Here is a 22,548-nt window from a genome sequence, read left to right as displayed (position 1 = left end):
CACGGCACGCTGGAACAAGGATTGAAGGACATGAAATTCGAAGAACGTCACCCGCTGTGCAGCGCCATGCGCGCCCGGGTGCTGGAAGAGCTGGCGCGCATAGAGCGCGAGCGTAATGTCACGGTGCTGTATGCCTGCGAGTCGGGTAGCCGGGCCTGGGGATTCGCCTCGACCGACAGCGATTACGATGTGCGCTTTGTTTATGTGGAGAAACCCGAGTGGTTCGTCCAGGTCGACGCGCCACGGGACGTGATCGAGCGGCCGCTGGATGATGAACTCGACGTGAGTGGATGGGAGCTGCGCAAAACCCTCGGGCTGTTGCGAAAATCCAATCCGACCTTGCTGGAGTGGCTCGACTCACCACTGGTGTACCGCAGCGAAACCGCGGCGGTCTCTCAACTGAGGGCGCTTGCCGAGGCGTTTTACAGCCCGCCGGCCGCGCGCAATCACTACCTGTCGATGGCGAAGAAGAACTTCCGTGGTTATTTGCAGGGCGACAGCGTGAGGTTCAAAAAGTACTTCTACGTATTGCGGCCGCTGCTGGCCGTGCGCTGGATCGACCAGGGCCGTGGCCGGCCGCCGATGACATTTGCCGATCTACTGAGCACCGTCGATGACCAAGCGTTGCTCGACGAAGTCGATGAGCTGCTCGCACTCAAGCGCAATGCCGATGAGAGCGCCTATGGTCCTCGTCGCCCGGCGCTGCATCGATTCATCGCCGCTGAACTGGAGCGCGAAGTACCGACATTGGCCAGAACCCGGGAAGACTCCGGTCAGCTCGATCGATACCTCAGAGAAACCGTCGGGTTGTACGCATAAGGAAGAAAATGAAACAGGACGTGATTGAACTGGACGGCGCTATTGGTGGCGGCCAGGTGTTGCGCAGTGCCTTGAGCCTGTCGATGGTGACGGGACGGGCATTTCGCATCGAACGGATTCGTGCCAAACGTAGCCGTCCGGGTTTGTTGCGCCAGCACCTGACCGCCGTGATGGCGGCGGCACAGGTCTGCGGTGCACGGACTCAAGGCGCAGAGTTGGGGTCGCAAGCGTTGAGCTTCGAGCCCGGACCGATTCGCGGCGGCGAGTACCGCTTTGCCATTGGTACCGCCGGCAGTTGCACACTGGTGTTGCAGACCTTGCTGCCCGCGTTGTTGCGGGCGCCGCAAGCCAGTCGGATATGGATCAGCGGTGGCACCCATAATCCGTTGGCGCCACCGACCGATTTCCTTACCCGCAGCTGGTTGCCGTTGTTGCGACGCATGGGGGCCGAGGTTGATCTGAAGCTGCTTCGTCATGGATTCGTTCCTGCGGGTGGCGGCGAAATCGAGGCCACGGTGCAGCCGTCGAAACTGTCGGCGTTGCACGTGTGTGATCGCGGCTTGCCGCTTTCGCAAAAGGCGTTTGCGCTGTCGGCAGGTCTCGCTTCGGACATCGCCAGACGTGAGCTTGACCGTGTGGCCCGGCGTTTGAATATGCCGCCAGCGACGATGAATGCGATCAGCCTTGATCCGGAGTGCGGGCCGGGTAACGTGCTGTTGCTGGAATATGCGTTTGAACACGTCACGGAAGTATTCATTGCGTTTGGCCAGGCTTCACTGCGCGCAGAGGCCGTTGCGGACGTTGCGGTCAATCAGGCAGACGCTTGGCTGCGCAGTGGAGCAGCGGTGGCTGAGCACCTGGCCGATCAACTGTTGTTGCCGATGGCGCTGGCCGGATCAGGCTCGTTTACGACGCCCGGGATGACCGAGCATCTGCAGAGTAACGTCGCCGTGATCGAGCGCTTTTTACCAGTCACCATTGAGTGCCGTGAAGAAAGCACCGATCGGTTGAGGATCGAAGTCAGCACCCGAGACCAATAGGCGGCAAACTGCTGGCCCCCGAATGTTTCCGGCACCGGCAAACTCGCCTTTTTTCAAAAGGTTAGGCTGGCCCTATGCGGACGACTGTCATCACCGTTGCAACGCTTTCCCTGGCTCTCTTCGCGCTGGGCGCCCAGGCGAGGGAACTGAGCAAGAGCCATCGTTTTGCTTGTACCTGGGGTTCGGACATCGCAGCCGGCGCGCAGCAATCGAAGCTGTCGGGGATTTCCCTTTATGGCGCCCGCAAGCGCTTGCAGGTGCGCAGGTTTCAGCAACCGTGGATGCGCATGACCGCAATGGGCATCACAGAGCAGACCTACAACAGTACCTCGCGCCTCAAGCCTGCAGCCGTCAAGCAGACCTATTACGAACAATGCGTGAGACATGAACTGGCTCAGCGATAAACACAAAGCCCGACCTGAAGAGGTCGGGCTTTTTCATGTCCGGCGCGATGGCTGCATCACTTGTCGCTTTCGCAATTGACCATCCACGACACGCCAAAACGATCCACCAGCATGCCGAAACGCGCGGCCCAGAAGGTCGCTTCCAGTGGCATGTCTACTCGACCGTCTCTGGCCAGGGCATTGAAGACTCTTTCAGCCTCGGCGACGGTGTCGACGTTCAAGGACACCGAGCAACCGCTCATGCCCTGGGTCGGACGGTCGGGCGTGGTGTCCGATGCCATCAGCATCTGATCACCAACCTTCAGGCAGGTATGAATGATCAGATTGTGATGCTCTTTCGGAACATGCTCTGCGGCGGGCGTTTCGCCGAAAGTCATCATCGCTTCAAGCTTGCCTTGCAGGCATTGCTCATAAAACGTGAAGGCCGCACGGCAATCGCCGTTGAAGATCAGGTACGGGTTGATTTTCATGGTGGTGCTCCCGAACAGGCAGTGAAACGCAGCGCGGCCGGGTGTGCCGAAGCTGCGTCATGGATTGACTCCATCCAGCAAAGCGTTAGATCGACGGATTGCCAGTCAGTGCTGCAATTATTTACGCCGGGATGACCGATGGTCTCTGTTTTCAGGAATCGCGCGCGCCTTGCAACAACGTTGCGCCTGCGACGCGTGCGGCGGGCTTGGTTTGCATCAATGCATCGATCGCCTTGCGATAGTTTTGTCCGCCAAGTGCCATGCTGTTGTTGTGCGTCCCGCCGGGTACCAGCAGCAATCGTTTGGGTTGGCTGGCGGCCGCGAACAGTTGCTCGCTGAAGCGTGACGGCACAAACGCATCGGCCAGGCCGTGCACGACCAGCAGCGGCATATGGATGTCGGCAATCTTGTCGATGGAGTCGAACTTCTGCGACAACAACCAGCGAACGGGCAGGGACGTGTTGGCCACCGCCGCGGCGACGTCGGCCAGTGAGGTAAAGGTGGACTCAATCACCAGACCCCGGACCGGCAGCGGCGTATGGTTTCTGGCGGCGTCCCGGCCCAGTTCGGCAGCCAGGTCGATGGCGACCGCACCACCGAGAGAGTGCCCGTAGATCAGACGTTTGCTCGGGTCCGGTTGCAGTTGCTGGAAGCGTTCCCAGGCCACCCGTGCATCCTCATAAACGGTGCTTTCTGACGGCAAGTCACCATGACTCTGACCAAAGCCTCGGTAATCGATGGCCAATACCGAATACCCCGCCGCGCGCAGCTGTTCGATGCGAAACAACTGCCCGGTCAGATTCCAGCGCACGCCATGCAGATAAAGAATGGCCGGGGCATTGGCCCGTTCCGCCGGCCACCACCACGCATGAATGTTCTGCCCGGCCTTGAAGCTTTTGGGTTGCAGGTCAAGTTCCTGAACGCTGCCGGGCAAGCCGTGATACCAGCCGGCCGTGCCCGGTTCGATGCGAAACAGCAGCTTGCGTTCGGTGTGTTCCAGTACGGCGCAACTCGCCGGCAGACCGATGATCAGGGCGGCCATGCACGCAAACGCCAGGCGCCGGCGGCGAAGTCGGGTCATGAAGGCAAGGAACATTGAACGTTTCACCAGTGCGCGGACAAAGAAGGCTTTTTACCAGATGCCTTGGTCCGCGCGTGACATTTTCGATCGTCGTCCGCCTGCAATCATTACAAAACGATGCTGTGGCTCACGCCACGTTCAGCACGATCTTGCCGATGTGATCACCGGCTTCCATGTGCGCATGGGCCTGGGCCGCGTCGGTGAGCGGATAGACCTTGTCGATGATCGGCAGGCAGCGCCCGGCGGCCAGTACCGGCCAGACGTGCTCGCGCAATTGATCGGCGATGGCAGCCTTTTCCGCAGAAGTGCGTGCGCGCAACAAGGAACCAGTGACCACGGCACGCTTGCCGAGAATGGTCAGCAGATCGACATCGTTGGCGCGGGCGCCGCCGAGAAAACCGAGCATCACCACGCGGCCATCCATTGCCAGTGCGCTGAGGTTGGCGTTCAGATACGAGCCGCCCATGATGTCGAGAATCACATTGACGCCCTGGCCGTTGGTTTTCTCGGCGATGACGGCAGCGAAATCCTGCTCACGATAGTTGATCGGCTCACCGCCCAATTCACGGATGGCCTCACATTTATCGGTACTGCCGGCGGTGGCGAAGGCTTCGATACCAAACTCGCGGCACAGCATCAACGCGGTAGTGCCGATGCCACTGGTGCCACCGTGAATCAACACACGCTGCCCTCGAATCGCACCACCGAGACCGAACAGATTGGCCCATACCGTGAAAAAGGTTTCGGGGATTGCCGCGGCCTGAATCCAGTCCATCCCGTCGGGGATCGGCAGGGCCTGGCCCGCCGGAACCGTGCAGTATTCGGCATAACCGCCGCCATTGGTCAGCGCGCAAACCCTGTCGCCCACGGCAAAAGTGCTGACACCTGCACCCAGCGCCACGACTTCACCGGCCACCTCCAGACCGGGGATCGGGTTCATCCCGGGTCTCATCGGGTACTTGCCTGCACGTTGCAAGGCGTCCGGCCGATTGATGCCGGCGGCGTGCACGCGGATCAGCAGTTCGCCCTGCGCGACGACCGGCAGCGGGACTCGTCTGGATTGCAGAACCTCGGGCCCGCCCGGTTCAGTGATTTCGATGCGGGTCATTTCAGTGGGCAACGTCATTGTCGATTCCTCTTTATACAAGTGATCAGTAGATGGGAGCGCACTCAGGGCGCAATGATTCCTGTCATTGGGCGCAGCAGCGTTGCGCGACGGAGGAGGGCAGCAGTTTTATGGCGTGCTCAAGTATCAGAGCGATCACAATGGCACCGCCGGCAATCACGAAGAGCAGCACGTGCTGTCCGCCCATGGCGTTGAACAGCGCCGAATAGGCGAATCCAGCCAGCGCCTGAAACGTGGCGAACGACACCGTGGCGCGGCTCCACGCCACCTGTTGGCGATGATGATCCGGCACCAGCTCATGCACCCGGGCCAACGCCAGCGGAACGATGCCCGGTGGAAACGAGCCGAGCACCACCGCCAGCAGCGCCAACGCCAGGAACGAATGCGAAATGGCCAGCAAACCAAGGGTGATCGCCTGCACCACCAGCACCAGACGAATGCCGGTTCGTGCGCCGAGATGATCGGCGAGAAAGCCATAACTCACCGGGCCGACGATGGCACCCAGACCGTACATGACCCAGATCAGCGCGCCGACGTGCGCCCCGGCGCCCAGTCCACGGGCGACGTAATCCACCAGAAAGACCATGGCCGGCACCAGCCCGGCGGCCATGAATGCGTACTGGGCAAACAGCAGATAAACAGCAGGCGGTGTCGGCTCGACCGGTTCCACCTGAGCCGTTGCGGTGGTTACATGGGGCAACTCCGAGGGCCAGCCGAACCAGCTTAATGCCGTCAGTGCCAGCGACAGCGCGCCCAATCCAAGCCAGGTCGCTTGCAGGCCCAGACTCAACAGCAGCGGAACGATCGTGCCCGAGCCGGCGATGCCCAGACCGATGCCGAGGAAAATCGCCCCACTGGCCAGGCCTTTGCGCGCGGCCGGTACATGGGGCAATACGGTCGAGGCAACCAGCACCATGATCGCGCCGCCCGCGATTCCGGACAGCAGGCGCCAGCCGAAATACCAGCTCACCGACACGGGGTACGCACAGGCGAAAAACGCCACGGTCACCGCCAGCATCATCAGACGCAGAGCGTTTCTCTGGGTAAACCTGCGTGCCAGCGGGCGGCCGAGGAGGGCGCCGATCAGGTAACCGACCAGGTTGGCCGCGCCGAGATAGACCACATCATGAGCGGAAAACCACTGCGCCTGAATCAGCGAAGGGATCAGCGGCGTGTAGGCGAAACGCGCCAGACCGATGCTGACCAGGCTGGCGCAGAGTCCGGCGAAGATCGCCAGCCAGACACTCGTGTCCGGACGCTCGGGCAAAGCAGTTGAAGTGTGCATGACGGCAATCCTGTGAAAGGTTTATGGCGCCCAGCATATCGGCTATCGTTGCTGCGTTAATGCAGCGAGTTTGCGTGATTATGATGCGTTTATGCATCAATGGAGAATGGTATGAACTGGGATGACGCGCGGGTGTTTCTTGCGGTCTGCCGCGAGTCGACATTGCGTGGCGCCGCGCGTGTACTGGGCGTGGATCAGGCGACGGTCGGGCGACGCATCACAGCACTGGAAAAGTCGCTGGGCGCGACCTTGTTTCTGCGCACCTCCGAGGGCTATGCACTGACGGCAGTCGGTGAAGCCGCGCTCAAGTCGGTGGAAAAAATGGAGCATTCGGCGCTGGAGCTGGAGCGGCGTATCCAGGGCCTGGACGATCGCCTGACCGGCAGTGTGCGAATCAGCACCACCGATTCGCTGGCCATCGATTTCCTGATTCCGGCCATTGCGCAGTTGCACGAACAGCATCCGGACGTGCGCGTGCACCTGGACGCCTCCACGCAGATCCTCAGCCTGGCCAAACGTGAAGCGGACATCGCGGTGCGCAATACCCGCCCGGACAACCCGGACCTGATCGCCCGGCGCATCGCGCGCTGGCCGGTGGGGCTGTTTGCCTCGCAGAGCTATGTCGACAGCCATGGCGTGCCGGCGCCAGGCAGTGCGTTCGAGGGCCATGATCTGGTGGTGTACCAGCCGTATCTGCAAGGCAACAAAGACTTGACCCTGGTGACCGAACCCGTGACTCGCGGGCGTATCGTCGCCGGTCTGAGCTCCAGTCTGCTGGTACGACGCTCGATTGCCGCCGGACTGGGTGTAGGAGAAATCCCGGTCTACATGGGCGAACGCGACGGTCTGGTCAGGCTGTGGCCGGAGCGCACGCGTCCGTTGCCTTATGAAGTGTGGCTGGTGACCCACGCGGATTTGCGCCATACCGCGCGGGTCAGGGTGGTGATCGAGCACATTGTCGAGGCGTTTGCGCTGGAGAATGAGTAGTCCTTGATGCTGTGTAGGACGGCTACATCAGCTGACGATCTTGCCTACAACAGCGCCAGAATCCGCTGGCTTGTGAGTTTTTTGGCCGGGTCCTATCGTTTCTCACACCCGGAGTGAGCAGGTGAAACCCTCCGAGGTGATCAATCCAGGGAAGTATTGATAAACGTCAGAGGTGCGGAATTGATTGCAAGGGAAGTCAGCCAATTTCAAGCAAGCGACATGGCCGGGCAAACGGATAGAACTGAGTCTATGACCTACATAACGCGAGACGAATTCAGCGCCAGGATCGAAGTCATCGAGACAAGAATCGATGCGCGGATCGAGTCCATGTCCGCAAAGATCGATGGCTTTCTGACCCAGCAGGCCGAGCGGGACCAGGCACGGCTGGAGTTCGAAAAAAGTCAGGAGCAGGCCCGGCTGGAACAAAAGCGCTCCATGGAGGAGGCCCGGTTCGAGTGGGAGCGATCTCAGGAGGCGGCGCGGGTGGAGCGGGAGCAGGCTCGGGAGGCAGCGCGGCTGGAGCGGGAGCGGTCTCAAGAGGTGGCGCGGCTGGAGCAGAAGCGAGAGCAGGAGGCTGCACGGCAGGGATGGGAGAAGGCTCAGGCGGTAGCGCGGCTGGAGCAGAAACGAGAGCAGGAAACTGCACGGCAGGAGTGGGAGCAGTCTCAGGAGAAGTCGCGTCTTGAGCGGGAGGAGGCTCAGAAGAACGTGTGCCTTGAGCGCGAGCAGGCTCAGGAGAAGGTGCGTAAGGAGCGTGAGCTGGCTCAGGAGAAGCTGCGTCAGGAGCGGGAGCAGGCTCTGGAAAAAATTCAGCTGGCGCATGAGCAGAATCTGGAAAACCTGCGGCAGGAACGCTTGAAGGCTCGACTGGGGCATGAAAAGGTCTTGGAGACGGCCCGACAGGAGCGGGAAACCGCTAGGGTCGAGCGAGAGAAAGCCTACGAAAAAGTCAGACTGGAGCAAGAAAAGGCTCACCTGGAGCGCGACCAGCGTTACGCGGTCATCTCGGCTCGCATGGACAGGTCTCTGGAGCGAATTGACGAAGCAATCAGGCAGGTCTCGACGATCAAGGCGAATTACTGGGCGGCAACGGCCGTACATTTTCTCGGGATGGTTGCCATACTCGCGGGTTCTTACTACGCGAATCAGGCAAACGTGCTGGTAACGATGCAGACCACCCTGGCCAAGATCCAGTCGGTGAAAGAGGCTGGGAGTTCCGTACCGGCAACGCTGATCACCCTGCCCACGGAATGAAAAACGGCCTTCAACGAAGGCCGTTTTTTGTGAGCGATGAACACCAGCGACTCATGGCATTTCTGGCAACTCCTGCGGCCGCAGATCAAACACCAGCACTTCGGCATCCTGGCCATTGCTCAGGGTCAGCGCCTGTTCTTCACGAACCCGCACACCGTCGCCTTCCTTCAACTGCACGCCGTTCAGTTCAACGCTGCCGCGAGCAACATGCACATAGGCGTAGCGGTTTGCAGGCAGCTCGAGTGTGGCGCTTTCCTGGCCATCGAACAGCCCGGCATACACGCGTGCATCCTGGCGCACTTTGAGCGAGCCGTGGGTGCCTTCGGGCGAGATGATCAGTTGCAGGCGACCGCGTTTTTTCTGTTCGCTGAAGTGCTCCTGTTGATAGCGCGGTTTGGCACCACTGACGTCCGGCACGATCCAGATCTGCAGGAAGTGCACAGGCTTGGTCGCCGAGTGGTTGAACTCGCTGTGGGCCACGCCGCTGCCAGCGCTCATCAGTTGCACATCGCCCGGGCGGATGACTGAGCCGGTGCCCAGGGTGTCCTTGTGTTCCAGTGCACCTTCGAGCACATAGGAGAAAATCTCCATGTCACGGTGCGGGTGCTGGCCGAAGCCTTTGCCAGCGGCGACGCGGTCATCGTTGATCACCAGCAGGTCGGAGAAACCCTGCTCACGCGGGTCGCGATAACTGGCGAAAGAAAAGGTGTGGAAGGACTTCAACCAGCCATGATTGGCCAGACCACGGTCGGAAGCTTTGCGAAGGGTCAGCATGATGAAATCTCCTTTCAGGACGTTGATTCGTCCGAGTGAGGAGAAGGTTACTGGTTACTCTTGGGCGCAATAAGTAGATGAAAATTGAAATACTGTCCCCTCAGGGTTGACAGTTGTGTGAGTCAGTTCACGCATTCTTTTTCAACGTTTGCGCTGTACTTGGCCATAATGCGGCAACTTATAACCGCTCATTGATTTCAGTGATGTCTGCTCATGAAAACCGTGGCAATGGTGTTGTTTCCCGAGTTTCTTCTGCTCGATATGGCCGGGCCGCTGGAAGTGTTTTCGGTTGCCAACCGATACCTGAAGCCGGACGCTCATTATCAACTGACGCTTCTGGGCACTGAGCGTGGGCCGCTGCGCGCCTCCAACGGCGTGCTGGTGCACACAGACCGGCACATCGACGAAGCCAGTGATCGCTATGACCTGCTGTTGGTGCCGGGCGGTCCCGGGGCCTACAACGAAAAATGCCCGCCGTTGCTGGCTTGGCTCCAAGGTGCGGTCGGCCGTGCCGAGCGCTACGGTTCGATTTGCACGGGGGCCTTTGTGTTGGGTTACGCCGGGTTGCTCGACGGTTATCGCGTGACCACCCACTGGAATTACACCGAACGCTTGATCAAGGGTTTTCCGAACGCGGATGTCGCCACCGACCAGATCTTTGTCGAGGACCGAAACCTGATCACGTCCGGCGGCGTCACGGCCGGCATCGATCTGGCACTGGCAGTGGTGGCCCGCGATCACGGCAAGAAACTCGCCCAGGACGTGGCCAAAGTGCTGTTGGTGGTGATGAAGCGTCAGGGCGGACAGGCGCAATTCAGTCCATTGATGGCGGCGGTTTCGCCCCAGGAAACGCCCATCACCCGGGTACAGAATCACGTTCTGGAACACCTTGAAGAAAGCTTCACCATCGAACGCATGGCAAGCCTTGCGAACATGAGCGCTCGTCATTTCGCCCGGGTGTTCGCTCGCGAAGTCAACATGACGCCCATGGAGTTCCTGCAAAGTGCGCGCATCGATTGCGCTCGCAATCTGCTGGAAACCAGCGATCTGCCGTTGAAGACGGTGGCCTACAAAAGTGGTTTCGGCAGCGTGCGCCACATGCGTTTTCTGTTCGGCGAAAAGCTTGGGCTGACCCCGGCCCAGTATCGCGAACAGTTCAGCTAGAGCGATTCTGTCCGTTACACGCACCCGGATGTCCGTGCTGCGCCCCGTGTGACGGTTGTACCGTCATCGTGGCCTGCCAAGATAACGGACATGAACAGCCTCAACGAATTGAACTCGGCGTCGGTCCTGCATTTCGGTCCGTACGCGTTCCATTTGCGCCAACGGCTGATCCTCGAAGGGGATCGGCAACTGCGCATGGGCGGTCGTGCGCTGGACATTCTGCAAGTGTTGGTCGAGCGTGCCGGCCGGGTGGTCAGCAAAGAGCAATTGATCGCGCTGGTATGGCCAACGTCGGTGGTCGAGGAGATCAATCTGCGGGTGCACATCGCGGCGTTGCGCCGGGCCCTGGGCGATGGCGAGAACGGACAGCGCTACATCGTCAATGTGCCGCAATGCGGGTACAGCTTCGTTGCACCGGTGCACGGCGACAGCGTCGCCCAGGTGGTGTTCGAAAGCCTGCAAGCTCCGCAGCACAATCTGCCCGCACGGCTGACGCCTGTCACCGGCCGCGATTCATTGGTCGGTGGTCTGGTGCGGCAATTGCCGCTGTCCCGACTGATAACGGTGACGGGACCTGCCGGCGTCGGCAAGAGCACCGTGGCGCTGAGAGCGGCGGAGTTGTTGCTGCAGCATTTTCGCGATGGCGTCTGGCGGGTGGATTTATCCCTGATCGACGAGCAAACCTCACTCGTCGATCATCTTTTGCAAACCCTCGATATCGATTTCGCCACACTGGCGGCGCGCCACGCTTTGCTGGTGCTGGATAACTGCGACCCTCTGCACGAAGCCTGCCGGGGCTTGCTGGAGACTTTGCTCGACGCAGCGCCCCATCTGTCGATCCTGGCCACCAGCCGCGAGCCGTTGCGTCTCGCCCTGGAAGTCCTCCAGCCATTGCCACCTCTCACCATTCCTAAAACTTCGGCGCTCAACAGCGTCGATGAAGTCATGGGTTATTCGTCTGTGCAACTGTTTGTCAGTCGCGCCCGTGCCCGTCAACATGGCTTCTGTCTGCGTGAGCAGGATCTGGAAACGGTGCGCGATATCTGTCGACGACTCGACGGCCTTCCGCTGGCGATTGAACTCGCGGCGGCGCAGATCGACGCGCTGGCGCTGGTCGGGTTGCAGGCGCAGCTGGATAACGGCCTGCAAGTCTTGAGTCACGGCCGCCGGACCGCCGTGCCACGTCATCAGTCGATGATGGCCGCGCTGGACTGGAGTTATCAACGCTTGAGCGAGCACGAACAACGCGTGCTGCAGCGGTTATCGGTGTTCAAAATGGCGTTCACGCTGGATGCCGCCATCGGCGTGATCAGTTGCGTGCAACTGCCACCCTCGACGATGGTGGCTGTCGTTGAACAGTTGGCGGCCAAGTCGTTGCTGACGGTGGATCGATCCAGCGGGACGCTGCGTTACCGAATGCTCAACACCACTCGCCGTTATGCCCGTGAGCAACTGGAGCAGGGCGGCGAGCTGGGTGATGTCGAGCGTCGGCATGCGCGTTACCTGGGACGCACGCGATCGAACTCACGCCCGCAACTGACTGCGCAATTCGTCGAGCAATAAGCGCACCTTGCGCAAGTCCGGGGTGGCGTAACCTTCGGTGAAGCGCTGGTAGATCGGTGTCAGTAACTCCAGTGCTTCGCGGTAGCGCGACTGGCGCTGCCACAACTGAGCCAGCGATGTCGCACTGCGCAGTTCCCAGGCCAGGGCGCCTTGCGTCTTCGCAATCACAAGCGATTGCTGCAAGGCGCTTTCGACGGTGTGATGGCAGGGCGATTCAGCGGCCAGCAATCGCTCGGCCCGAGCTCGCAGGATTTCCGCGGTGCTCCAGCCAGCCGCGCCGCTTTGTGCTCGTTCGAGCAAGGCATCATCAACGAAACCGGTGTCCAGTGTGACCATGATTTCCCTGACCAGGCCGCTATCGGCGGGCGGTATCGCGGGAGCCTTGTCGGCGTCGATCACCTGCGCATAGTGCCGCGCCCACGTGTAGAACAGCAGCACCGAATGTTTCTGCGCCTGTTCGAGCAGCAGTTGCAGCAACGCGCGCGCGTTTTGCCCGTCGCCGTTGTAATGGGCGATCAGGCACGAGGCGAGTGCCAGGGTGTAGCAGATCGAGGTGCCGTGGTTGATCTGTACCGCGATGTCCAGCGCCTGCCGCGCCGTGCGCCAGGCCTGCTCGGGAAATCCTTGCAGCCACAACACCCGTGCGAGAACGGTCAGCGAAGCAACGCTCTGATCGTATTGCACGCCGAAACCGTGGGTGAAGCGGTTGAGGTGGCCGCTGTGGGCCATGCGCTGAATGACTTGTTCGGCATGGATTCGCGCCTGATGCTGATCGCCGGCGTAATGCAGGGCGAGCACCCGCAAACGGTGGGTGCTCAGGGACAACTGCGCATCGCCGTGCAGGCCGAGGCTTTCGAATTGCTCGCTCTGCTCCAGCGCCATCCGGTAATGCCCGCAACTGAGATTGACCGCCATGTGCCCGGACACCGCACGCAATTGCCCGGCCTTGTCGTCGTGCTGTTGCGCCAGTAGGCGGGCGCTGACGAAGGCTTCGATGGTTTCCGGGGTGCCGCCCCAGGTGTGGTAGCAGGCACTGCCGAGGGCCAGTTTCAAGGCGATTTCCAGTCGCGGGCAGGGCTCGTCGGATGACGCCAGCAACGCGAGTGCCCGGCGCACATGAACGCCGTACTCTTTGAGCAGGGACAACTCTTGCCACAACGGCGCCGAAGTCGCCGTCAGGCGCACGCCGAGCGGGCGCGAGCCTTCATCGTTCAGCGTCCACTCCAGCGCCGCCCGCAGGTCTTCGAGGCCACGGGCGTAGCGCTCGATCCACACCTCGGTCGGCGTGTTCTCCCAATCGGCCTGGGCCTGATGCATCAACGCCAGGCAGCGCTCGGCATGACGTTCACGGGTTTCGCCGAGTTCGGCGGCCTGGTCGAGTTTTTCCAATGCATAGCGACGGGTGGTGTCGAGCAGGCGATAGAACACCTCTTCATCGCCGACCTCGACGTTGAGCAACGACTTGGCGACCAGTTGCGTGATCGAGGCGAAGACTTCACCGGGCTCGATGTGCTGGCCGACGATGACCGCTGCCGCAGATTCCAGCGTGAACGCGCCACTGAACACGCCCAGTCGGCGTAGACCGGCCTGTTCGCAGCCGTTGAGCAGGTTGAAGCTCCAGTCCAGCGTGGCACGCAAGGTTTCATGTCGGCCGAGCTGAGTCTGGTTGCCCGCCGGCAAGCTTCCCTGAAGCTGACTCAGCACACCGTCCAGCCCAAGGCTCGCCACCTGCGCGGCCGCCAGTTCCAGTGCCAGCGGGATGCCATCCAGCCGCCGACAGATTTCGACGATCGAGGGCAGATCGGCATTACCTGGCTCGAAATGTTCGTGGGCGGCCATTGCCCGTTCGACGAACAGCTGCAGCGCGGAAAATCCCATCGCCTGATCGCGGTCCAGCACCGCAATCGGCGGCGGACAGTCGAGGGATTCCAGACGCTGCACGTACTCGCCCTCGGCGCGCAGGCTTTCGCGGCTGGTGGCCAGGATGTGCACCTGCGGCGCGCCACGCAGAATGCTTTCGCTGAGCAGTGCCACGGCGTCGATCAAGTGCTCGCAGTTATCGATCACCAGCAGCATCTGGCGCTCGCGCAGGCTGTTGATCAGGCACGCCATCGGTTCACTGTCATGCAGCGAAAGGTCCAGCAGGGCGGCGAGGTGCGAGCAGATCGAGCCGGGATCGTTGAGTGGTGCCAGATCCAGCAGACGAATGCCATCGCGATAACGGCCGATCAGTTGCTCGGCGACGCGCAGGGCGACGGTGGTCTTGCCGATGCCGCCGGGGCCAACGAGGGTGATGCAGCGTTGGCGCGGCAGTTGCGTCATCAGGCTGTCGACCACCGGCTGACGACCGATCATCCGCGTACGACGCAATGGCAGGTTGTGCCGACCGATGGGGTCGGTTGCGGGGCGTTGTTCGATGGATTGCAGCAGGATCGGCGCGACGAAACTGTAACCGCGCTGCGCCACCGTGACGATGTAGCGCTGCCCGGCCTGACCGTCGCCGAGAGCCTTGCGCAGGGCGGCCATGTGCACTCGCAGGTTGATGTCTTCCACCACGCTGTCCGGCCAGATTTCGGCGATCAATTGCTGCTTGCTCACGACCTCGCCGGCGTTGGCCAGCAGGATCAGCAGAATGTCCATGGCGCGGCGGCCCAGGCGCAAAGGCTGGTCGCCTTCAAGCACCAGTCGCTGGCCGGGGTGGATCCGATAGGGGCCAAATCCGATGGCCTGATTCGGGGAAAGACTCAACCGCCCACTCCTTCGATGTTTTTTATGATCCTGACCCGAACAGGGTGAAAAAACCGTGACGGGGTGGTCGGACAGCGACTCGATGGGCATGCAAGCCGTCTAATCCGCAGTATCCGAGCATATTCTTCAGGAATGGGCGTCAACGCAACTTGCTTGAAGACCTGACATTTGAGCGTCTGTCCGTGTCGGGTGCTGACATCACTGTATTTAAAGGCTGGAACCTGTGCCGGCTCGCCCGACAGCCGGGAAAAATTAACAACGATTAACTCGTCCGCGCCCGTTCTAGAGCCAAAACTCCAAGGCAATGGAGTGCATACGTCCGGAGGACGCTGCGATGAGCAAGGTAGTGGTGGTCTATCACAGTGGCTACGGGCACACCCGCGTCATGGCCCAGGCTGTGGCGCAGGGTGTGGAACGCCACCTGGGCAGCACTTGCCTGTTGCTGGCGGTGGAAGACGTGGAAGCCCACTGGGATGACCTGCACCGCGCCGACGCCATCATCTTCGGCGCGCCGACCTACATGGGCAGCGCTTCGGCGGCGTTCAAGCAGTTCATGGAGGCCACGGCCTCGTTCTATCTTGCCCGGCCGTGGCGCAACAAACTCGCGGCGGGCTTCACCAACTCCGGCAGCCTGTGTGGCGACAAACTCAATACCCTGCTGCAACTGGCGGTGTTCGCCGCCCAGCATTCGATGATCTGGGTCGGGCTCGATCTGTTGCCGGCACGTGCACATGCTGGTGCCTTCGATGGCCAATTGAATCGCCTCGGCAGCTCCCTCGGCGCCATGTCCCAATCCTCGGTCGAGCAACCGCCCGAACAGGCACCGCCGCTGGAAGACCAACAAACCGCCGCGCACCTGGGCGAGCGGGTGGCGCGGCTGGCTCAGCGGATGGCGCGGGAATGACACCGCCTCAGCGGTTTTTCATGACCTGACAACGCCACGCAAACGGATTGATCCCTTCGCTGCGGGTGAAGATGTGGCAGAAGTGCGCCTGGTCACAGAAGCCGCATTCCAGGCTGATCTGCGTGAGGCTGTGGTTGGTGTGCTGGATCAACAGTTTGGCCCGGGCAATGCGCTGGGCGCGGATCCAGTCTTGCGGCGAGTACCCGGTGCTGCACTTGAACGCCCGGGAAAAGTGACTGCGCGACAGTGCACAGGCGTTGGCCAGTTCGGTGACTTCAAGGCTGTCGCCGAGGCGTTCGAGGATCAGTTGTTTCACCAAGCGTTCGCGCTGCGGGCTGAGGCCACCGGTGTTGATCTTGCGGGGTTCGCTGGCAGGGGCGAGGGCGACGGTTTGCTGTGAATGAGCCATGGCCAATGTCCGTGTCGGGGGGGAAGGCACGGTCAGCGCTTTCCCTCAGGTCAATAAAACAACGCTGCGCAGAGGGATTCATTGTTTGGCGAGGGGCGAAGGCTGACGAGTTAAACGTTGTTAATTCCGTTACCAAAGCTGATTTCGAATGGCCGCCGATCAAGTAAAGTGCGTAGCACTTGCGCCTGGCCCAAAAGGAAAACACGCCCATGAACCGAAACGATCTGCGCCGCGTCGACATGAACCTGCTGGTGATTTTCGAAGCACTGATGTTCGAAAAGAACCTGACCCGCGTCGCCGAGAAACTGTTCATGGGCCAACCGGCGGTGAGCGCGGCACTGGGCCGCTTGCGCGATCTGTTCGACGACCCGCTGCTGCTGCGCAACGGTCGCGGCATGGAGCCGACGGCGCGGGCGTTGGCGATTCTTCAGGAACTGCAACCGGCGATGGACGTGATTTCCGGCGCGGTCAGTCGGGCCAAGGAGTTCGATCCGGCCACCAGTTGCGACGTGTTCCGCATCGGCCTGTCGGATGACGCCGAGTTCGGTCTGTTCCCGCCATTGCTGCGCCAGTTGCAGGAAGAGGCGCCGGGGATCGTGGTCGTGGTACGCCGCGCCAACTACCTGCTGATGCCGACGCTGTTGGCGTCTGGGGAAATCTCCGTCGGCGTGAGCTACACCACCGATCTGCCGGCCAACGCCAAGCGCAAGAAACTGCGCGACATTCCCTGCAAGGTTCTGCGCGGCGATAACCGCCCGGGCCCGCTGACCCTCGACGAATACTGCGAGCGGCCTCATGCGATGGTGTCGTTCTCGGGTGACCTGAGTGGCAACATCGACGTGGATTTGGCCAAAGTTGGCCGCAGCCGCCGCGTGGTGCTTGGGGTGCCGCAGTTCAGCGGTTTGCGTGCGCTGCTGGCGGGTACCGAGATGATCGCCACCGTGCCGGATTACGCCGCGTGTGCGTTGGTGGAAGGGTGTGCGTTGCGGGCTGAAGATCCGCCGTTCCCGATTGATGCGGCGCAACTGTCGATGGCGTGGAGCGGGGTGCATGACAACGATCCGGCGGAGAAATGGCTGCGGTCGCGGATCAGTCAGTTCATGTCGGTGTCGCTGGATATACCGGCGTAACAAGACCTGAAAAACAATTCGTTCATCGCCTCATAACCCTGTGGGAGCGAGCTTGCTCCGGGCGGCGATCCGACGATTGCGGTGGGTCAGTCAGCATCCATGTTGTTTGATGTAGCACCATCGCCAGCAAGCTCGCTCCCACAATAATTTTTGTCGTTCGTGGGTTCTGCGTGTTCTCCCAAAAAGAGCACACCCATCCAATTTCCCCCCGATCAATCGTTGCACCATTGCCTGCAATGATTGATCAAGGGTGGGCCCATGAACGCTGCACAACGCAATGACCAGGCGCAACACCTCGGCCTGCTGTTCCTGCGGGTCTCCGGCGGGTTGTTTCTGCTGTTCGTCCACGGCTTGCCCAAGCTGCTGGACTTCACCGCGCAGCTGCAACTGATCGAAGACCCGTTCCACCTCGGTGCCCACCTCACGCTGATCCTGGCGATCTTCGCCGAAGTCCTCTGTCCGCTGCTGATCGTCGCCGGGGTGCTGGCGCGATTGGCGTGCTTGCCTATTCTGTTTGTGCTGCTGGTGGCGCTGCTGATCGTGCATCCGCAATGGAGTGTGGCCGAAGGGCAGTTCGGCTGGTTGCTGTTGATCCTCTTCACCACTGTTCTGATCGCCGGGCCGGGACGGCTGGCGCTCAATGTTCGTTTGCCCGGAGTGCTCCGTTATGCCTGATTCCCAGACCCTGAAACCCCCGGGACCCGAAGAAACCGTGACGCTGATCGTCAAGCATCGGGTCAAGGCCGGTTTCGAACAACCGTACGAAGCCTGGCTGCGCAATATCGTCAGCGTGGCGGGGCGCGAAGAGGGGCACCTGGGCGTGGACGTGATGCGCAGCCAGCAGGGTGGTCTCGCGCTGTTCACCTGCGTGCTGCGTTATTGCTCGACCGAAGCGATGCAGCGCTGGCTTGATTCGCCGCAGCGTCAGAAGTTGATCGACGAAGCCGCGCCGATGCTCGCCGACGGCGACCAGACCGAGGTCAATGCGGCCAACGAGTTCTGGTTCACGCCGCTGGCCGATGCCGCCTCGCCGCCACCGCGCTGGAAGCAGGCTGTGGTGACGTTGTTCGTGATTCTGCCGCACACCCTGCTGGTGCCGCTGATCTGGGGGCCGCTGCTGCAACTCAATGCCTTCCTGTCCAACTACGTGGTCGCCACGTTCCTGATCACCCTGACCATCGTGCTGTCGGTGGTGTACGTCTGCATGCCGGCCGCGACCCGCCTGTTCGCACCGTGGCTGACAGCCAGTCAGCCCCATGAACACCTGGATTCCAACACCAACCCGCCGCGCTGAGCCGGCAGGTCTGGGCTTCGTTTCACTAATATCGAAGGAACTGCGATGAACGCCAACGCTGATCTGATTCTGTTCAATGGCCAATTTCATACCGTAGACCGCACAAAACCCCTCGCCAGTGCCGTGGCGATCAAGGACGGCCGCTTCGCCGTCGTCGGCAATGATGCGCAAGCCATGGCCCTGCGCGGCGCCGGCACCCAGGTCGTCGACCTCAAGGGCCGCTGCGTGATCCCCGGCCTCAACGACTCGCACTTGCACCTGATCCGTGGCGGTTTGAACTACAACCTCGAATTGCGCTGGGAAGGAGTGCCGTCGCTGGCCGATGCGCTGCGCATGCTCAAGGATCAGGCTGACCGCACGCCGACTCCGCAATGGGTGCGCGTGGTTGGTGGCTGGAACGAATTCCAGTTCGCCGAAAAACGCATGCCGACCCTCGAAGAAATCAACCAGGCGGCGCCGGACACCCCGGTGTTCATCCTGCACCTGTATGACCGTGCGTTGCTCAACCGCGCTGCGTTGCGCGTTGCCGGCTACACCCGCGACACGCCAAACCCGCCGGGCGGCGAGATCGTGCGCGATGCCAATGGCAACCCGACCGGCATGCTGGTGGCGCGGCCGAACGCGATGATTCTGTACTCGACGCTGGCCAAGGGGCCGAAGCTGCCGCTGGAATATCAGGTCAACTCGACCCGCCAGTTCATGCGCGAGCTCAATCGCCTCGGCCTGACCAGCGCCATCGATGCCGGCGGTGGTTTTCAGAACTACCCGGACGATTATCAGGTGATCGAGCAGTTGGCCAAGGATGAGCAACTGACCGTGCGTATCGCCTACAACCTGTTCACCCAGAAACCGAAAGAAGAGCTGACCGATTTCCAGAACTGGACCGGCAGCGTCAAGTTGCATCAGGGCGATGACTTCCTGCGCCACAACGGCGCTGGCGAGATGCTGGTGTTCTCGGCAGCGGACTTCGAAGACTTCCTCGAACCGCGCCCGGACCTGCCGCAGACCATGGAACAGGAGCTGGAGCCGGTGGTGCGCCACCTGGTCGAGCAACGCTGGCCGTTCCGTCTGCACGCCACCTATAACGAATCCATCAGCCGCATGCTCGATGTGTTCGAGAAGGTCAACCGCGACATTCCGTTCAACGGTTTGCCATGGTTCTTCGACCACGCGGAAACCATCACCCCGCAGAACATCGAGCGGGTGAAAGCATTGGGTGGCGGTATTGCGATCCAGGATCGCATGGCGTTCCAGGGTGAGTACTTCGTCGACCGTTACGGCAAGCAGGCCGCCGAAGCCACGCCACCGATCAAACGCATGCTCGCCGAAGGCGTACCGGTCGGCGCGGGTACCGATGCCACGCGGGTGTCCAGCTACAACCCATGGACTTCGCTGTACTGGATGGTCAGCGGTCGCACCGTTGGCGGTCTGGCGCTGTATGAAGAAGGTTTGCCGCGCGCCACCGCGCTGGAACTGTTCACCCACGGCAGCGCCTGGTTCTCGTCGGAACAGGGCAGCAAGGGCCAGATCAAGGTCGGTCAACTGGCGGATCTGGCAGCGCTGAGCGCGGACTTCTTCCATGTCGAGGAAGAGGCGATCAAGTGGATCGAGTCGGTACTGACCGTGGTCGGCGGCAAGATCGTTTATTCCGCCGGCGACTTCGAAGACCTCGGTCCACGTGCATTGCCGGTGCTGCCGGACTGGTCGCCAGTGGTGAAAGTCCCGGGCCACTGGCGCCCGAATTCGCCGTTGCAGGCGCAGGTGCACCAGTGCAGCGGCCCGTGCGCCGTGCATACCCACAGCCATGAAAAAGCCCGGATGTCGAATGCGCCAGTCAGCGATTTCGCCGGTTTCTGGGGTGCGTTCGGCTGCTCCTGCTTCGCTTTCTGAGTCTTGCAATAAAGCGTCGGCCACCGGGGTCGGCGCTTCACCTCACCACCACCCGAGGAGTTTCAAATGAGCAACGTTCCTTACAAGCGCCTGAACAAAGACGATGCCGTGGTCCTGCTGGTCGACCACCAGACCGGCCTGATCTCGCTGGTGCAGGATTTCTCGCCGAACGAGTTCAAGAACAACGTGCTGGCGCTGGGCGACATCGCCAAGTTCTTCAAACTGCCAACCATCCTCACCACCAGTTTCGACGCCGGTCCGAACGGCCCGATCGTGCCTGAACTGCGCGAACAATTCCCGGACGCGCCGTTCATTCAGCGTCCAGGCCAGATCAACGCCTGGGACAACGAAGACTTCGTCAAGGCCATCAAGGCCACCGGCCGCAAGCAACTGATCATCGCCGGTGTGGTGACTGACGTCTGCGTGGCGTTCCCGACCCTGTCGGCGCTGGCTGAAGGTTTTGAAGTGTTTGTGGTGACCGACTCGTCCGGCACCTTCAACGAAACCGTGCAGCAAGCAGCGTGGGCGCGCATGTCGGCGGCCGGTGCTCAGTTGTTGAACTGGTTCTCCGTGGCTTGCGAGCTGCAGGGCGACTGGCGCAACGACATGGAAGGTTTGGCGAATCTGCTGTCGAATCGCCTGCCGAACTACCGCAACCTGATCAACAGCTACACCAAGTTCACTGCCAAGTAATGGGTTGAGGAAAAATGCCCGCTGAAGAGCGGGCATTTTTTTGTCTGTCGCAAAGGGCTCAGCGCTTTTGCAGCCACCCCAGAAACCCACCCTTGCGAACCGGCAAAGGCTGGGCCATCAACGCCAACCGACTGTTCTGCTGCCGTACCGCTTGCAACTTGTTCAACGCTTGGCCGACTTCGCCGCGCTGTTCCATGCACTGGCGGGTCAGGTTTTTGTCGAGCCGATAAATGATCGAAGACGTCAACGCCGTAAACGTTGCCTGCGAAGGCGTATCGGCCAGAATGCTCTGCTCGCCCATGACCTCACTCGGCCCCATGCGCCCGGCCTCGGTGAACCCATTACCGTCCGGCACGCTGGCGCTGACCACGCCGGTGGCGATCACGAACAGCTTGTCCGGCACTTCATTCAGATCCAGCACAACCTGCCCGGCGCTGTACTGCTGCGCGACCATCGATTCGGCGAGGCGATCGCGTTCTTCATGGCTGAGCGAGCGGAAGATTTTCACTTCATCGAGCAAGGCGCGGGCGCGGGTCGAAGGTTCGATCACGCCGTCCGGGTGCCGCGAAATACCGGCCGCTTCGAGATGACGATGGGCGAGGTCGAACAGTTGATTGCGCACTTCAGCCTTTTTGCCCAGCTCGGCGATAAAACCACTGGCCACGTATTCGGACATTTCTTCGCCGGCCTCTTTGAGTACCGCTTTCGGCGCAGGCGTCAGCAACAGACTGCTGCTGCCTTGCAGCGTGCGGTCGAGGGCGTCGAGTACCCGGCGCGGGCGAATGTGGTTCGGCACCTTGATGCTGATCGACACGCCGTGCAGGTTGTTCGGGCGGCTGAGGTTGACGATCTTGGCCTTGGCCGCCACCGAGTTCGGCACCACGGCCAGGGTGCCGGCGCTGGTCAGCAGGTGCGTGGCGCGCCAGTCGATGTCGAGCACTTTGCCTTCGACGCCGTCGATCACCACGAAATCGTCGACCTGATACGGCTTGGTGGTGTTGAGCACGATGCCCGAGAACACGTCGCTCAAGGTGCTTTGCAGCGCCAGACCGACCACGATGGCGAACACCCCGGAGGTAGCGAGCAGGCCTTTCACCGGCAGCTCCAGCACATAACCGGCGGCCGCGACGATGGCCACCAGAAATACCAGCGCACCGATCACGTCCTGCAACAGCCGGCCGCTGTGACCGATGCGACGCATCAGAATCAGGCCGATCACTTCGGTCAGTGCCCGCGCGGCATACAGCCACCAGAAAATTCCCAGCGCCGTCGCGCCCAGTTGCGCTACCTGATCATCGGCAAAGACTGGCGCCTGCAACGGGCTGACGCCGGCATTGATGATCAGCGCGCTGAAGGCCAGAAACAGTACCAGCCGCACACCGACCCGTTGCGCGCGATGCTTGAACGGCGCGAGGTGCCAGAGCAGGGCGTCGAGCACCAGCAGCAGGGCACTCCAGGACAGCAGGTGGGCAGAAAAAACGCTCATGAGGTGAACTCCGGCGGGCACAAAAGA

General features: G+C 61.3%; 21 protein-coding genes. 13 read left to right on the top strand and 8 right to left on the bottom strand.

The features are described from left to right. Positions 1–30 precede the first annotated feature (30 nt). From AC1RMX_RS19870 to AC1RMX_RS19860, 3 genes are all read left to right on the top strand, one after another. Entirely contained in the window at positions 31–819 is a 789-nt protein-coding gene (locus tag AC1RMX_RS19870) for a nucleotidyltransferase domain-containing protein (protein WP_096821284.1), read from the top strand. A gap of 8 nt (positions 820–827) precedes the next feature. Next, positions 828–1,859: an RNA 3'-terminal phosphate cyclase gene (gene rtcA, locus AC1RMX_RS19865; protein WP_493072811.1), complete on the top strand. Its 1,032-nt coding sequence runs from the start codon at positions 828–830 to the stop codon at positions 1,857–1,859. A 74-nt stretch (positions 1,860–1,933) separates the two neighbouring features. Beyond that, complete coding sequence (locus tag AC1RMX_RS19860; RefSeq protein ID WP_096821286.1) at positions 1,934–2,263, top strand: hypothetical protein; 330 nt, start codon at positions 1,934–1,936, stop codon at positions 2,261–2,263. A gap of 56 nt (positions 2,264–2,319) precedes the next feature. Here the strand turns inward: AC1RMX_RS19860 and AC1RMX_RS19855 are convergent, their stop codons facing one another. The 4 genes from AC1RMX_RS19855 to AC1RMX_RS19840 all read right to left on the bottom strand — a co-directional run bounded on the left by AC1RMX_RS19855 (position 2,320) and on the right by AC1RMX_RS19840 (position 6,225). Next, on the bottom strand, positions 2,320–2,733 hold the full coding sequence (locus AC1RMX_RS19855; protein ID WP_096821287.1) for a VOC family protein: 414 nt from the start codon (positions 2,731–2,733) through the stop codon (positions 2,320–2,322). Positions 2,734–2,884: 151 nt separating this feature from the next. After that, positions 2,885–3,829 (bottom strand): alpha/beta hydrolase, encoded by a 945-nt coding sequence (locus AC1RMX_RS19850; protein ID WP_096821288.1) that lies wholly within the window; start codon positions 3,827–3,829, stop codon positions 2,885–2,887. 112 nt (positions 3,830–3,941) lie between these two features. Then, on the bottom strand, positions 3,942–4,940 hold the full coding sequence (locus AC1RMX_RS19845) for an NAD(P)H-quinone oxidoreductase (RefSeq protein ID WP_493072810.1): 999 nt from the start codon (positions 4,938–4,940) through the stop codon (positions 3,942–3,944). A 64-nt stretch (positions 4,941–5,004) separates the two neighbouring features. After that, a complete protein-coding gene (locus AC1RMX_RS19840) occupies positions 5,005–6,225 on the bottom strand; it encodes a YbfB/YjiJ family MFS transporter (protein WP_493072809.1) in 1,221 nt (406 codons plus the stop codon). Positions 6,226–6,336: 111 nt separating this feature from the next. On the opposite strand from AC1RMX_RS19840, the gene AC1RMX_RS19835 reads away from it, so the two are divergent. Beyond that, positions 6,337–7,212 carry a LysR family transcriptional regulator gene (locus AC1RMX_RS19835; protein ID WP_192560324.1) on the top strand — a complete coding sequence of 292 codons (876 nt, stop codon included), beginning with the start codon at positions 6,337–6,339 and terminating at the stop codon, positions 7,210–7,212. Positions 7,213–7,461: 249 nt separating this feature from the next. Continuing rightward, positions 7,462–8,466 (top strand): hypothetical protein, encoded by a 1,005-nt coding sequence (locus AC1RMX_RS19830; RefSeq protein ID WP_493072807.1) that lies wholly within the window; start codon positions 7,462–7,464, stop codon positions 8,464–8,466. A 51-nt stretch (positions 8,467–8,517) separates the two neighbouring features. Here the strand turns inward: AC1RMX_RS19830 and AC1RMX_RS19825 are convergent, their stop codons facing one another. After that, positions 8,518–9,240 (bottom strand): pirin family protein, encoded by a 723-nt coding sequence (locus tag AC1RMX_RS19825; RefSeq protein ID WP_102621571.1) that lies wholly within the window; start codon positions 9,238–9,240, stop codon positions 8,518–8,520. A gap of 213 nt (positions 9,241–9,453) precedes the next feature. Between AC1RMX_RS19825 and AC1RMX_RS19820 the strand changes: the two genes are divergently transcribed. Together AC1RMX_RS19820 and AC1RMX_RS19815 are read left to right on the top strand one after the other, a co-directional pair. Beyond that, the gene (locus tag AC1RMX_RS19820) at positions 9,454–10,404 is read left to right on the top strand and encodes a GlxA family transcriptional regulator (protein WP_192560326.1); all 951 of its coding nucleotides are present in this window, start codon (positions 9,454–9,456) and stop codon (positions 10,402–10,404) included. A 90-nt stretch (positions 10,405–10,494) separates the two neighbouring features. After that, positions 10,495–11,967: an ATP-binding protein gene (locus tag AC1RMX_RS19815; RefSeq protein ID WP_493072806.1), complete on the top strand. Its 1,473-nt coding sequence runs from the start codon at positions 10,495–10,497 to the stop codon at positions 11,965–11,967. Here the strand turns inward: AC1RMX_RS19815 and AC1RMX_RS19810 are convergent. Continuing rightward, positions 11,929–14,715: an ATP-binding protein gene (locus AC1RMX_RS19810; RefSeq protein ID WP_493072805.1), complete on the bottom strand. Its 2,787-nt coding sequence runs from the start codon at positions 14,713–14,715 to the stop codon at positions 11,929–11,931. The two genes, AC1RMX_RS19815 and AC1RMX_RS19810, sit on opposite strands and share 39 nt — an antisense overlap. Before the next feature lie 334 nt (positions 14,716–15,049). On the opposite strand from AC1RMX_RS19810, the gene AC1RMX_RS19805 reads away from it, so the two are divergent. After that, the gene (locus tag AC1RMX_RS19805; protein WP_096821296.1) at positions 15,050–15,619 is read left to right on the top strand and encodes a flavodoxin family protein; all 570 of its coding nucleotides are present in this window, start codon (positions 15,050–15,052) and stop codon (positions 15,617–15,619) included. 7 nt (positions 15,620–15,626) lie between these two features. Here the strand turns inward: AC1RMX_RS19805 and AC1RMX_RS19800 are convergent, their stop codons facing one another. Beyond that, the gene (locus tag AC1RMX_RS19800; RefSeq protein ID WP_096821297.1) at positions 15,627–16,028 is read right to left on the bottom strand and encodes a helix-turn-helix domain-containing protein; all 402 of its coding nucleotides are present in this window, start codon (positions 16,026–16,028) and stop codon (positions 15,627–15,629) included. Between the two features lie 209 nt (positions 16,029–16,237). Here AC1RMX_RS19800 and AC1RMX_RS19795 point away from each other — a divergent pair, with 209 nt between their 5' ends. The 5 genes from AC1RMX_RS19795 to ycaC all read left to right on the top strand — a co-directional run bounded on the left by AC1RMX_RS19795 (position 16,238) and on the right by ycaC (position 21,035). Then, the gene (locus AC1RMX_RS19795) at positions 16,238–17,158 is read left to right on the top strand and encodes a LysR family transcriptional regulator (RefSeq protein WP_457379324.1); all 921 of its coding nucleotides are present in this window, start codon (positions 16,238–16,240) and stop codon (positions 17,156–17,158) included. Positions 17,159–17,416: 258 nt separating this feature from the next. Continuing rightward, positions 17,417–17,833 carry a DoxX family protein gene (locus AC1RMX_RS19790; RefSeq protein WP_192560333.1) on the top strand — a complete coding sequence of 139 codons (417 nt, stop codon included), beginning with the start codon at positions 17,417–17,419 and terminating at the stop codon, positions 17,831–17,833. Further along, a complete protein-coding gene (locus AC1RMX_RS19785; protein ID WP_493072803.1) occupies positions 17,826–18,452 on the top strand; it encodes an antibiotic biosynthesis monooxygenase in 627 nt (208 codons plus the stop codon). The genes AC1RMX_RS19790 and AC1RMX_RS19785 overlap by 8 nt, the downstream gene beginning before the upstream one ends. Before the next feature lie 45 nt (positions 18,453–18,497). Continuing rightward, entirely contained in the window at positions 18,498–20,342 is a 1,845-nt protein-coding gene (locus AC1RMX_RS19780; RefSeq protein ID WP_493072802.1) for an amidohydrolase, read from the top strand. A gap of 66 nt (positions 20,343–20,408) precedes the next feature. Further along, positions 20,409–21,035 carry an isochorismate family cysteine hydrolase YcaC gene (gene ycaC, locus AC1RMX_RS19775; RefSeq protein ID WP_096821302.1) on the top strand — a complete coding sequence of 209 codons (627 nt, stop codon included), beginning with the start codon at positions 20,409–20,411 and terminating at the stop codon, positions 21,033–21,035. A gap of 58 nt (positions 21,036–21,093) precedes the next feature. On the opposite strand, the gene AC1RMX_RS19770 is transcribed toward ycaC, so the two are convergent. After that, positions 21,094–22,521 (bottom strand): mechanosensitive ion channel domain-containing protein, encoded by a 1,428-nt coding sequence (locus AC1RMX_RS19770; protein ID WP_493072800.1) that lies wholly within the window; start codon positions 22,519–22,521, stop codon positions 21,094–21,096. Between the last annotated feature and the right edge of the window lie 27 nt (positions 22,522–22,548).

The sequence above is a fragment of the Pseudomonas sp. GW822-FHT03F04 genome (assembly GCF_058801405.1).
Note: the sequence above shows the minus strand (reverse complement) of the source record. Positions and strands in the feature narration are given on the sequence as shown.

What these genes read in the sequence shown, in the direction of transcription:
- AC1RMX_RS19870 (WP_096821284.1), top strand. Translation starts at nt 31, where the DNA reads ATGAAATTCGAAGAACGTCACCCGCTGTGCAGCGCCATGCGCGCCCGG.
- rtcA (WP_493072811.1), top strand. Translation starts at nt 828, where the DNA reads ATGAAACAGGACGTGATTGAACTGGACGGCGCTATTGGTGGCGGCCAG.
- AC1RMX_RS19860 (WP_096821286.1), top strand. Translation starts at nt 1,934, where the DNA reads ATGCGGACGACTGTCATCACCGTTGCAACGCTTTCCCTGGCTCTCTTC.
- AC1RMX_RS19855 (WP_096821287.1), bottom strand. Translation starts at nt 2,733, where the DNA reads ATGAAAATCAACCCGTACCTGATCTTCAACGGCGATTGCCGTGCGGCC.
- AC1RMX_RS19850 (WP_096821288.1), bottom strand. Translation starts at nt 3,829, where the DNA reads ATGTTCCTTGCCTTCATGACCCGACTTCGCCGCCGGCGCCTGGCGTTT.
- AC1RMX_RS19845 (WP_493072810.1), bottom strand. Translation starts at nt 4,940, where the DNA reads ATGACGTTGCCCACTGAAATGACCCGCATCGAAATCACTGAACCGGGC.
- AC1RMX_RS19840 (WP_493072809.1), bottom strand. Translation starts at nt 6,225, where the DNA reads ATGCACACTTCAACTGCTTTGCCCGAGCGTCCGGACACGAGTGTCTGG.
- AC1RMX_RS19835 (WP_192560324.1), top strand. Translation starts at nt 6,337, where the DNA reads ATGAACTGGGATGACGCGCGGGTGTTTCTTGCGGTCTGCCGCGAGTCG.
- AC1RMX_RS19830 (WP_493072807.1), top strand. Translation starts at nt 7,462, where the DNA reads ATGACCTACATAACGCGAGACGAATTCAGCGCCAGGATCGAAGTCATC.
- AC1RMX_RS19825 (WP_102621571.1), bottom strand. Translation starts at nt 9,240, where the DNA reads ATGCTGACCCTTCGCAAAGCTTCCGACCGTGGTCTGGCCAATCATGGC.
- AC1RMX_RS19820 (WP_192560326.1), top strand. Translation starts at nt 9,454, where the DNA reads ATGAAAACCGTGGCAATGGTGTTGTTTCCCGAGTTTCTTCTGCTCGAT.
- AC1RMX_RS19815 (WP_493072806.1), top strand. Translation starts at nt 10,495, where the DNA reads ATGAACAGCCTCAACGAATTGAACTCGGCGTCGGTCCTGCATTTCGGT.
- AC1RMX_RS19805 (WP_096821296.1), top strand. Translation starts at nt 15,050, where the DNA reads ATGAGCAAGGTAGTGGTGGTCTATCACAGTGGCTACGGGCACACCCGC.
- AC1RMX_RS19800 (WP_096821297.1), bottom strand. Translation starts at nt 16,028, where the DNA reads ATGGCTCATTCACAGCAAACCGTCGCCCTCGCCCCTGCCAGCGAACCC.
- AC1RMX_RS19795 (WP_457379324.1), top strand. Translation starts at nt 16,238, where the DNA reads ATGAACCGAAACGATCTGCGCCGCGTCGACATGAACCTGCTGGTGATT.
- AC1RMX_RS19790 (WP_192560333.1), top strand. Translation starts at nt 17,417, where the DNA reads ATGAACGCTGCACAACGCAATGACCAGGCGCAACACCTCGGCCTGCTG.
- AC1RMX_RS19785 (WP_493072803.1), top strand. Translation starts at nt 17,826, where the DNA reads ATGCCTGATTCCCAGACCCTGAAACCCCCGGGACCCGAAGAAACCGTG.
- AC1RMX_RS19780 (WP_493072802.1), top strand. Translation starts at nt 18,498, where the DNA reads ATGAACGCCAACGCTGATCTGATTCTGTTCAATGGCCAATTTCATACC.
- ycaC (WP_096821302.1), top strand. Translation starts at nt 20,409, where the DNA reads ATGAGCAACGTTCCTTACAAGCGCCTGAACAAAGACGATGCCGTGGTC.
- AC1RMX_RS19770 (WP_493072800.1), bottom strand. Translation starts at nt 22,521, where the DNA reads ATGAGCGTTTTTTCTGCCCACCTGCTGTCCTGGAGTGCCCTGCTGCTG.